General features: G+C 74.5%; 9 protein-coding genes and 3 tRNA genes. 7 read left to right on the forward strand and 5 right to left on the reverse strand.

The features are described 5' to 3' along the window. The first annotated feature begins 43 nt into the window (after nt 1-43). Nucleotides 44-1,438: an MFS transporter gene (locus AB0H37_RS28090; protein WP_360616306.1), complete on the forward strand. Its 1,395-nt coding sequence runs from the start codon at nt 44-46 to the stop codon at nt 1,436-1,438. Here AB0H37_RS28090 and AB0H37_RS28095 read toward each other — a convergent pair. The 3 genes from AB0H37_RS28095 to AB0H37_RS28105 all read right to left on the reverse strand — a co-directional run bounded on the left by AB0H37_RS28095 (nt 1,404) and on the right by AB0H37_RS28105 (nt 3,971). Further along, nucleotides 1,404-2,513, reverse strand: a complete 1,110-nt coding sequence (locus AB0H37_RS28095; RefSeq protein WP_360616307.1) for a PrsW family glutamic-type intramembrane protease — start codon at nt 2,511-2,513, stop codon at nt 1,404-1,406. The genes AB0H37_RS28090 and AB0H37_RS28095 overlap by 35 nt on opposite strands. Continuing rightward, nucleotides 2,504-3,073: a hypothetical protein gene (locus AB0H37_RS28100; RefSeq protein WP_179834024.1), complete on the reverse strand. Its 570-nt coding sequence runs from the start codon at nt 3,071-3,073 to the stop codon at nt 2,504-2,506. Before AB0H37_RS28100 ends, AB0H37_RS28095 begins: the two co-directional genes overlap by 10 nt. Before the next feature lie 79 nt (nt 3,074-3,152). Then, nucleotides 3,153-3,971: a pentapeptide repeat-containing protein gene (locus AB0H37_RS28105; RefSeq protein ID WP_360616308.1), complete on the reverse strand. Its 819-nt coding sequence runs from the start codon at nt 3,969-3,971 to the stop codon at nt 3,153-3,155. Between the two features lie 102 nt (nt 3,972-4,073). Between AB0H37_RS28105 and AB0H37_RS28110 the strand changes: the two genes are divergently transcribed. The 5 genes from AB0H37_RS28110 (at nt 4,074) to AB0H37_RS28130 (ending at nt 5,739) form a co-directional block, all read left to right on the forward strand. After that, nucleotides 4,074-4,856 carry a putative protein N(5)-glutamine methyltransferase gene (locus tag AB0H37_RS28110; protein WP_329092832.1) on the forward strand — a complete coding sequence of 261 codons (783 nt, stop codon included), beginning with the start codon at nt 4,074-4,076 and terminating at the stop codon, nt 4,854-4,856. A 54-nt stretch (nt 4,857-4,910) separates the two neighbouring features. Next, a complete protein-coding gene (locus AB0H37_RS28115; RefSeq protein ID WP_258939140.1) occupies nt 4,911-5,039 on the forward strand; it encodes an LPFR motif small protein in 129 nt (42 codons plus the stop codon). Between the two features lie 292 nt (nt 5,040-5,331). Beyond that, nucleotides 5,332-5,404: transfer RNA gene (locus AB0H37_RS28120), tRNA-Ala, on the forward strand. Nucleotides 5,405-5,507: 103 nt separating this feature from the next. Then, a tRNA-Gly gene (locus AB0H37_RS28125) sits at nt 5,508-5,579 on the forward strand. An 89-nt stretch (nt 5,580-5,668) separates the two neighbouring features. Further along, nucleotides 5,669-5,739, forward strand: a tRNA-Gln gene (locus AB0H37_RS28130). Between the two features lie 18 nt (nt 5,740-5,757). On the opposite strand, the gene AB0H37_RS28135 is transcribed toward AB0H37_RS28130, so the two are convergent. Next, on the reverse strand, nt 5,758-6,912 hold the full coding sequence (locus AB0H37_RS28135; protein ID WP_329092826.1) for a mandelate racemase/muconate lactonizing enzyme family protein: 1,155 nt from the start codon (nt 6,910-6,912) through the stop codon (nt 5,758-5,760). A 1-nt stretch (nt 6,913) separates the two neighbouring features. Continuing rightward, nucleotides 6,914-7,828, reverse strand: a complete 915-nt coding sequence (gene kdgD / locus AB0H37_RS28140) for a 5-dehydro-4-deoxyglucarate dehydratase (protein WP_360616309.1) — start codon at nt 7,826-7,828, stop codon at nt 6,914-6,916. 74 nt (nt 7,829-7,902) lie between these two features. Between kdgD and AB0H37_RS28145 the strand changes: the two genes are divergently transcribed. Continuing rightward, a complete protein-coding gene (locus AB0H37_RS28145) occupies nt 7,903-8,778 on the forward strand; it encodes a LysR substrate-binding domain-containing protein (RefSeq protein WP_360616310.1) in 876 nt (291 codons plus the stop codon). Nucleotides 8,779-8,983 lie beyond the last annotated feature (205 nt).

Consider the following 8,983-nt stretch of genomic DNA (forward strand, 5'->3'; position numbering starts at 1 on the left):
CGCCGGTGGAGCCCGGCCGCGCGGATTCCCAGACTGGGGCGCCATGAGCTCGGTTCTCTCACCCGCACCGGCGGACGCGGCCCCCAGGAGACGCGGCCCCGCCCTGTTCGGCATCTCACTCGGCTACTTCATGGTGCTGCTCGACACGACGGTCCTGTCGGTGGCCGAACCCGACCTGGCCGACTCGCTGCACGGGACGGTCGCGGGCCTGCAGTGGGCCGTCACCGGCTACACCGTCGTGTTCGGGGCGCTGCTGCTGTCGGCGGGCGCCGTCGCCGACCGGTACGGCGCGCACCGCGTCTTCCGTGCGGGCGTCGCGGCCTTCGGCGCCGGGTCGCTGCTGTGCGCCGCGGCACCGGACCTGTGGACGCTCGTCGCGCTGCGCGCGCTCCTCGGCGCCGCCGCCGCGGCCTGCGTGCCCGCGTCCATGGCGATGATCGTCCGCCTGTACCCCGCGCCCGCCGAGCGCGCCCGGGCCGTGGCGACGTGGGCGGCGACCAGCGGCGCCGCGCTCGCGGCCGGGCCCGTCGCGGGCGGCGCCCTGGTCGGCCTCGCCGGCTGGCGCGCGATCTTCCTGGTCAACGTTCCGCTCGCCGCCGCCGTCCTCGCGCTCGCGGCGGGACGGGCCGTGCGCTGCCCGCGCGGAACCCGCCGCCTCGACGCGGCGGCCCAGCTCCTCGCGTGCGCGGCGCTGGGGCTCCTGACCGACGCCCTCATCGCCCTCGGGAGCGGGTCGGGTGTCCACGCGGCCGTCTCGGCGGCCGGCGCGGTCGCGGCCGGCGCGGCGTTCGCGGTCCGCGAGCGCGGGAGCGGGGCGCCGGTCCTGGTCCCGGCGGTGCTGCGGGCGCCCGGGATGCCCGCCGCGCTGGCCGCCGGCGCCGCGGTCAACTTCGTCATGACCGGCGTGCTGTTCGTGCTGCCGCTGGTGTTCCGGCAGGCCCTCGGGCTGACGCCGCTCCAGACCGGCCTGGCGTTCCTGCCGATGACCCTGCCGTTCGCGTTCAACCCGCTGCTCACCGGGCGCATCGTCGCGCGGACCGGTCCGCGCCGCCCCGTCCTCGCGGGCCTCGGCCTGCTGACCGCCGGGGGAGTGCTGTTCGGCGCCGTGCTGCTGGGCGGCGCGTCCTACCCGCCGCTCGTCGCTGGCCTGCTGTGCACCGGCTTCGGCGTGTCGTTCGCGCTGCCCGCGCTCGCGACGATGGTCGTCGCCGCGGCCCCCGAGGGCGCGGCGGGCGCGGCGGGGGGCCTGCTGAACGCCGTCCGGCAGCTCGGCGCCACCCTCGGTGTCGCGATCATGGGGGCGTTCGCGACGGTCGGCGCGGGGGACGGCTCCCGCGACCCGGCCTACGCGCTGTTCGTCGCCGCGGCCGTCTGCGCGGCCGTCTGCGCCTGCGTCCTGGCCGTCAGGCCACGCGCACGTTCGCGCCGGACGCCTTGAGGTCGCCCCGCAGGGCGCGGATATCGGTGCGCAGCCGCTCGGCGGCCAGCGGGTCCGGTTCCAGGCCGCCGAGGCCGTCCTCGATGAGGGCGAGTTCGGCGGCCCGGAGCCGCTCCAGCAGCCGGCGCGACTCCCCGGCCGGCACGCCCCACTCCTCCTTCCTGCGCCACTTGCGGAACGCGAGCACATGGCCCTCGCCCGGCACGAGGACGCCGTTCCTCGTCTCGGCGTGCACCGTGCGGCGGAAGTGCGAGAGGTAGCGGCGCCTGGACAGGCGGTAGGCGACGACCGCCGCGACCAGGATCGGCGCGCCCTTCACCGGCATCAGCGCCAGCCCGGACAGGACGGGGGCGTCCCACCACGAGTGCAGCGCCATCGCCAGGACGAACGCGCTCACCGCGGCGGTCAGGTGCGTTCTGGAGGCCCGCCCGATCAGGAGGCCGAGGCCCGCGCCGCCGACCGCGGTCATCGCCCAGTGGCTCCACCAGGCCCCGCAGACCACCCGGGTGCCGAACGAGAAGAACGCCGCGTTCGCGTCGTGCGTGGCGCCCGTCAGGACGATCGTGTTCAGGACGTACAGGAAGTTCTCCGCGAACTGGAAGCCCAGCCCCGACAGCGCGCCGTAGCTCCAGCCGTCCAGCGGCCCGCGGACCGCGGCCGGCGCCATCAGCGCCAGCGCCGCGACGCCGAGCAGCTTCAGGATCTCCTCGTCCACCGGAGCGGCGATCGACGCGCCCCACGCCGCGTTGAAGCCCGGCCCCGCCGTCTTCCCGACGATCGCCTGGAACGCCGCGTTGGCGGGCAGCGCCGTCCCGAACGCGGCCAGCCCGCCCCAGGCCACCGCGATCAGCGCGTAGCCGAGCGGCGGCGAGCGGACGGGATGCAACCGCCGCACCGACCACACCCCGCCGGCCAGCGCCGGCGCGAGCAGCACCACCCCGGCGATCGCGCCGCCGGGGAACGCCGCGACGTGCGCGCCGATCCCGCGCAGCGCGATCCAGGCGCCGAGCAGGCACGCCGCCGCCCACAGCCAGAACGCGGGACGGGACGCCAGGCCGCCGCGGGTCATCCCCATGGCGCCGTGATCCGGATCGACCGCACCATCGCCTCGACCTGCGGGGCCGCGTCGCCGAAGGTCTGCGGCGGGCCCGTCGCCGTGACCGCCGCGCCGAGCGTCCCCTTGGCGAAGACGGTCGCCGTGCCGACGCGCTCGCGCCCGGCGAGCCGTCCCGTCAGCCCGGTCAGGCCCTGCGCGGTCGTGAACGGGACGGGCCCCGTCCCGAGGCGCGTGCGCCCGCCCGCGGCGACGATGCGCCCGAGGCCGCCCCACAGCGCCCGCGCGTCCGCCGAGCCCAGCGGGACCACCACGCTGAGATCGAAGACCACGTCGCCGCTGAGCAGTTCGGCGCTGCTGGCGAGGGAGGTGGCGCCCCGGTTCAGCACCCACCCGGGAGAGGTGACCGAGAACGTCACCGGGCGGACGCCGTCGCGCTCCGTCCCGACCGACACCACCGTGCCGGGCGCCAGCGGCTGCCCGCGGGTCCCGAGGGCCCGGTCGAACAGGGGAAGCCCGGCGCCGAGGACCAGCAGCACGAGCGCCACGGCGCCCGTGCCCCACCATGTGACCCGCACCACGCGACCCCCCGACGACGTGCGCTGCGGAAAATGCCCTTTGGGAGGCGGGAATGCCCCTTGACGGGGCGGCTAAACAAGATCAGGCCGTGGGAGTCATCCAGTGCGCGGGCCGCGCCAGGGCAGGCGGCAGGCGTGTCGCCGCGTCGCCGCGCGCCGAGTCGAGTTGCGCCTGGGTCAGGAAGAGGCACCCGGTGAGGTCGGCGCCGCGCAGATCGGCGTCCCGCAGGTCAGCCCCGGTCACGTCCGCGACCCGCAGGTCCGCGCCCCGCAGGTCGGCGGCGATCAGGTACGCGCCGCGCAGATCGGCGCCGCGCAGGTCGGCCCCCTTGAGCCTCGCCCCCATCAGATCCGCCCCCCGCCGGTTCTTCCCGCGTACGGGGACACCGGCCCTGGCGAGCTCTCCCGCCCGCGACAGCAGTCCGTTCACCCTCTCCCGGACGGCCTGGACGTCCACCTCGGCGAGTTCGCCGGGGCCGCCCCCTGTGAGGCGGTCGATCTCGCCGGACGCCCGCCGCAGTTCGTCGCGGATCGGGCCGGAGGACGGCATCGCCGCGGCCTGGTCCAGGTACCAGAGCAGCTCGTGGAGCTGCCGCATGACGGGGAACACCGCGAACATGCGGCGCGCGACCTCCGGGTCCCCGCGCCAGTCCCGGCCGGAGAAGGTCTTCCGCGACACCTTCTGACCGGCGCCGAAACAGTCGAAGACCGTGCAGCCCGGGAAACCGTTCCGCCGGAGGTCGGCGTGGATGCCGCAGCGGAAGTCGGCCAGGAGGTTGCGGCAGGGCTCGCCCGCGTCCTTGTCCATGGCGAAGTCGGCGGACCTGGCGAACGGCAGCGCCACGCAGCACAGGCCGAAGCAGCTGGCGCAGTCGGCCCTCAGATCCGATCTGTCCGACACTCCTGCCCCCCGGCTCCTGGACGATGCTCCATTGTCGCGCTGGGCCGGCGATGCCGCGAACGCGCGGAACGTCGCGGTGTCCGGATAAAGTTGCGGACTCCTATGACAGAACCCTTCACCGAGCCCGCCATCGTCTCCACCCTCCGGGCCGCCGGCTGCGTGTTCGCCGAGGACGAGGCGCGGCTCATCCTCTCCACCGCCCGCACCCCCGGCGAAGCCGCCGCCATGGTGGAGCGGCGCACGGCCGGCGAGCCGCTCGAGCACGTCCTCGGCTGGGCGATGTTCTGCGGGCTGCGGATCGCGGTCGGACCTGGGGTCTTCGTGCCCCGGCCCCGCACCGAGTTCCTCGTCCGGCGGGCCCACGCCCTCGCGCCTCCCCAGCCGGTGATCCTCGACCTGTGCTGCGGTTCGGGCGCGCTCGGGGCCGCGCTCGCCTCCGGTGTGGGCGAGTGCGTCCTGCACGCGGCCGACATCGAGCCCGCGGCCGTGCGCTGCGCCAGCGGCAACATCGCGCCGTACGGCGGCACGGCCCACGAGGGCGACCTTTTCGACCCCGTCCCGGGCGAGCTGCGCGGACGGGTCGACGTCCTGCTGGCCAACGTCCCTTACGTCCCGACCGGGGACGTCGCGCTCATGCCGGCGGAGGCGCGCGACCACGAGCCGCGCTCGTCGCTCGACGGCGGGCCGGACGGCCTCGACGTGCTGCGCCGCGTCACCGCCGGGGCCTCGCGGTGGCTCGCCCCGGGCGGCCGCCTGCTGTTCGAGACGAGCGAGCGGCAGGCCGTCGCCGCCGTCGCCGCCGTGGAGGCCGGCGGCCTCGCGGCCGCGGTCGCGACGTCCGAGAGGTTCTCTGCCACCGTCATTGTCGGAGCAAAGCCGGTGTAAAACTCCACAGGCGGGTATCGGTCGGTCAGGACCGAGCCGAAGGAGTGAAGCCAGATGCGCCGCATCAGCGCAGCGATCAGCGCCATTGTCGGGACGATCATCAGCGTCGTGACCCTGCCGTTCCGCGTTCTGGGGCGGTTGCTGACCCCCGGTCGCGGCCGCAGCCGCCGCGGGGCGGCGTGACGCATATCCGACTCGCCCCGGGCCGATTCTCCCCGAACGGCCCGGGGCGATCGCATGGAAAAAGCGTTGCGTGCCCGAGCGGCGTCCCGCACCATAGGGGCATGGGAAAGATCGGAAGCGGACGAGAGGGGGCGGCGGCCATGGTCACGACCATCGCCCGGCAGGCCCGGCAGCCCCTCGGGTTCGGGGCGGGTCAGGGCTCCGCCTTTATCGGAAACGCCTCTGGATAGGGCCGTCAGGCTCCGCCGGAGGCCGTCAGGGAGAGATCCCGGCGGCCTTTCGTTTTCCTCAGGGGTCAGTAGCTCAATGGGAAGAGCGCCCGCCTTGCAAGCGGGAGGATGCCGGTTCGAGTCCGGCCCGATCCACGGCCTTCAGGCTCATGCGGATGAGCGCCCGGTCGAAACCCGGGAGGACGAGGTTCGACTCCTCGGATGGCCACCGAACGGAGCCCTTTTTCGGGCTCCGCGCGTCGCACAGGCCTGAATGGTGAGGCGGCTGGCTTCCAACCAGCAGAACCGGGTTCGATTCCCGGGTGCGGCTCTGGACTGGACCGGCGGGAGTAACGACCCCCGGCCGGTCCTCCCCGTGCCCACGGCGGGCGGACGCCACCGCCCGCCGGCGGGCACCCGTGCTGGATCATCCAAGGGCAGGATGCGTGATTCTGGATCACGTCATGCAGGTTCGACCCCTGCTCCAGCAGCTCGTTCGGCGGTGTGCGTCAGGGACGGGCCCCCACGAGGGCCCGCCGCGTCGTCCAGGCGCGGGCCTGCTCGCTGAGCGTGATGCCGAGACCGGGACGGGGCGGGACGTGCATCCGCCCGCCCTCGATGGTGAGCCGCTCGTCGAACAGCGGGCCGAGCCAGTCGAAGTGCTCCACCCACGGCTCGGACGGGTACGCGGCGGCCAGATGGAGGTGGATCTCCATCGCGAAGTGCGGGGCGAGCTGGAGATGCCGGTGGTCGGCGAGCGCGGCGACCTTCAGGAAGCCGGTGATGCCGCCGATGCGCGGAGCGTCCGGCTGGAGCACGTCGGCGGCGCCCCTGTCGATGAGCTCGCAGTGCTCGGCGACGCTGGTCAGCATCTCCCCGGTCGCGACGGGGGTGTCGAGCGTGCGCACCAGCGCGGCGTGGCCTTCGGCGTCGTGGGCGTCCAGGGGCTCCTCGATCCAGGTGAGGCCGAACTCCTCCAGCGCGCGTCCCATCCGGCGCGCGGCCGGCCGGTCCCACTGCTGGTTGGCGTCCACCATGAGCGGGAACCCGTCGCCGAGCCTCTCCCGGACGGCCGCGACGCGGCGCAGGTCCTCGGCGTGGTCGGGATGCCCGACCTTGATCTTGACGCCGCCGATCCCGGCCCGCGCGGACGCGGTCGCGTGGTCGAGCACCTCCTCCAGCGGCGCGCTGAGGAACCCGCCCGCGGTGTCGTAGCAGCGGACGGAGTCGCGGTGCGCGCCGAGGAGCTTGGCGAGCGGCAGGCCCGCGCGCCTGGCCTTCAGGTCCCACAGCGCGATGTCGATGGCGGCGATCGCCTGCGCGGCGAGACCGCCGCGCCCGGCCGACGCCCCCGCCCACGCCAGCTTCGTCCCGATCCTGCCGATGTCGCTCGGATCCTCGCCGACGGCGGCCGGGGCGATCTCGGCGGCGTGCGCGAACTGGCCGGGGCCGCCGGCGCGCTTGGAGTACCCGAAGCCGATGCCCTCGTGGCCCTGCTCGGTGCCGATCTCGGCGAACAGGAACACCACCTCGGTCAGTGGGCGCTGCCGCCCGGTGAGCACCTTCGCGTCGCTGACGGGGGCGGCGAGCGGCAGCGTGACCGACGACAGCTCGATCCAGGCGACCCGGTCAAGGGCGGCCTCACCGGCGGGTGAGCCCGTCATCTCAGCGCACCCGCTTCACGAGCTCCGCGAGCCGTGCGGTCTCGTCCCCGGTCAGGTCCGTCAGCGGAGGGCGGACGGGTCCGGCGGGCCGGCCGGTGACCCGCATGCCCGCCTTGACGATGCTCACCGCGTAGCCCTTGCGGCGGTTGCGGATCTCGCAGTACGGCAGGACGAACTCCGCCAGCCGCCGGTGGACGCCCTCCCGGTCGCCGGCGCGGACGGCGGCGTGGAAGGCCAGCGCGAACTCCGGGGCGAAGTTGAAGATCGCCGACGAGTACGTCGTGACGCCCATCTCCCGGTAGGGGAGGGCGAACGTCTCGGCGGTCGGCAGCCCGCCGACGTAGACGAGGCGGTCGCCGAGACGGGACCGGATCCGCGTCATCAGCTCCAGATCGCCGACGCCGTCCTTGAACCCGACGAGGTTCGGGCACGCGTCGGCCAGTTCGGCGACCGTCGCGTCCTGGTAGACGGCGTTGCCGCGGCTGTAGATCGTCACCCCGAGGCGGGTGGCCCGGCACACCGCCCGGACGTGCGCGGCCAGACCCTCCTGCGGCGCCTCGGTGAGGTAGGGCGGGAACAGCAGGATCCCGTCGGCGCCCGCGTGCTCGGCGTCCTCGGCCATCCGCACGGCCGCCGCCGTCCCGTACCCGGCGGGCGCGACCACCGGAACGCCCTCCGGCGCCTCCGCGGCCGCCGCGCGCACGACCCGGCCGACCTCGTCCGGCGTCAGCGAGAAGAACTCGCCCGTCCCGCCCGCAGCGAACAGGCCCGCCACGTCGTGTCCGCCGAGGCGGGCGATGTTCTCGCGGTAGGCGTCCTCGTCGAACGACAGGTCGTCGCGGAAGTGGGTGACGGGGAACGACAGGAGCCCGGACCCGAGCCGCCGGGCGATCTCGTCGGGCGCGGCCTGCTTCATGCCCCGAGGCTAGGATGGTCGATCGATCCAGGTCCAACACAGATAACGTATCCACTGATACCCGAAGCGAATCGATGTTCACGCTCACCCAGCTCGCGAACTTCGTGGCCGTCGCCGAGGAACTGCACTTCGGCCGCGCGGCCCGGCGCCTGCGCATGACGCAGCCACCGCTCAGCCGCCAGATCCAGCTGCTGGAGAACGAGTTGAAGGTGCGGCTGTTCGACCGGACGAACCGCTCGGTGCGCCTCACCCCGGCCGGGCGCGCGTTCCTCGTCGAGGCCCGCCGGCTGCTCCAGCAGGCCGACCACGCCGCGATGTCCGTCCGGCAGGTGTCGGCGGGCGAGGCCGGGACGATCACGCTCGGCTTCACCGCCGCGAGCGCCCACACGACGCTCGGCCGGGTGCTGGAGGCCGCCCGGACGGCGCTGCCGGACGTGGAGATCGTGCTGCGTGAGATGGTCACCCGCGATCAGGTGCGCGCCCTCGCCGAGGGCGGTCTCGACCTCGGGCTCGTCCGGCCGCCGGTGAGCGACCCCGACCTGGAGGAGCGCCCCGCCGACCGCGAGCCCCTGCTCGCCGCGGTTCCGCGCGGCCATCCCCTGGCGGTGGGGGACGGCCCGGTCCCCCTCGCCGACCTCGACGGGCGGCGGTTCCTCATGTACTCGCCCGTCGAGGCCCGCTACTTCCACGAACTGCTGGTCAGCCTGTTCCGGGAGGCCCGCGTCTCGCCCGTGTACGCGCAGTACCTCAGCCAGGTGCACAGCATCCTCGCGCTGGTCAACTGCGGCTGGGGGCTGGCGCTCGTGCCCGCGGCGGCGGCCCGCCTCCGCTACGCGGGCGTGGTGTTCCGGCCCGTCGAGCTGCCCGACCCGGCCCCGGTGGAGCTGAGCCTGGCCTGGCGGCGCGGCAACGACAACCCGGCGCTCGCCCTGCTGCTGCGCCACCTGTGACCACCTGCGACCGCCTTGACGGCGCACGCCCGCTCGCTTAATTTGGCGTCCAAATATTGGCCGTCAAAACATCGGCCCGCACCCCCGGCACCCCTGGAGGAACGATGAGCGACTTTCCCTCGTACGCGCCGTCTGAGGAGCATGAGCTGTTGCGGCGGACGGTGCGTGAGCTGGCCGAGGCCAAGATTGCTCCTTTCGCGGCGGA

The organism is Actinomadura sp. NPDC023710, assembly GCF_040639875.1.
GTDB lineage: Bacteria > Actinomycetota > Actinomycetes > Streptosporangiales > Streptosporangiaceae > Spirillospora > Spirillospora citrea.

Excerpts from the sequence above, each read along its gene's own strand:
- AB0H37_RS28090 (WP_360616306.1), top strand. The coding sequence starts at position 44 with ATGAGCTCGGTTCTCTCACCCGCACCGGCGGACGCGGCCCCCAGGAGA.
- AB0H37_RS28095 (WP_360616307.1), bottom strand. The coding sequence starts at position 2,513 with ATGGGGATGACCCGCGGCGGCCTGGCGTCCCGTCCCGCGTTCTGGCTG.
- AB0H37_RS28110 (WP_329092832.1), top strand. The coding sequence starts at position 4,074 with ATGACAGAACCCTTCACCGAGCCCGCCATCGTCTCCACCCTCCGGGCC.
- AB0H37_RS28115 (WP_258939140.1), top strand. The coding sequence starts at position 4,911 with ATGCGCCGCATCAGCGCAGCGATCAGCGCCATTGTCGGGACGATCATC.
- AB0H37_RS28135 (WP_329092826.1), bottom strand. The coding sequence starts at position 6,912 with ATGACGGGCTCACCCGCCGGTGAGGCCGCCCTTGACCGGGTCGCCTGG.
- kdgD (WP_360616309.1), bottom strand. The coding sequence starts at position 7,828 with ATGAAGCAGGCCGCGCCCGACGAGATCGCCCGGCGGCTCGGGTCCGGG.
- AB0H37_RS28145 (WP_360616310.1), top strand. The coding sequence starts at position 7,903 with ATGTTCACGCTCACCCAGCTCGCGAACTTCGTGGCCGTCGCCGAGGAA.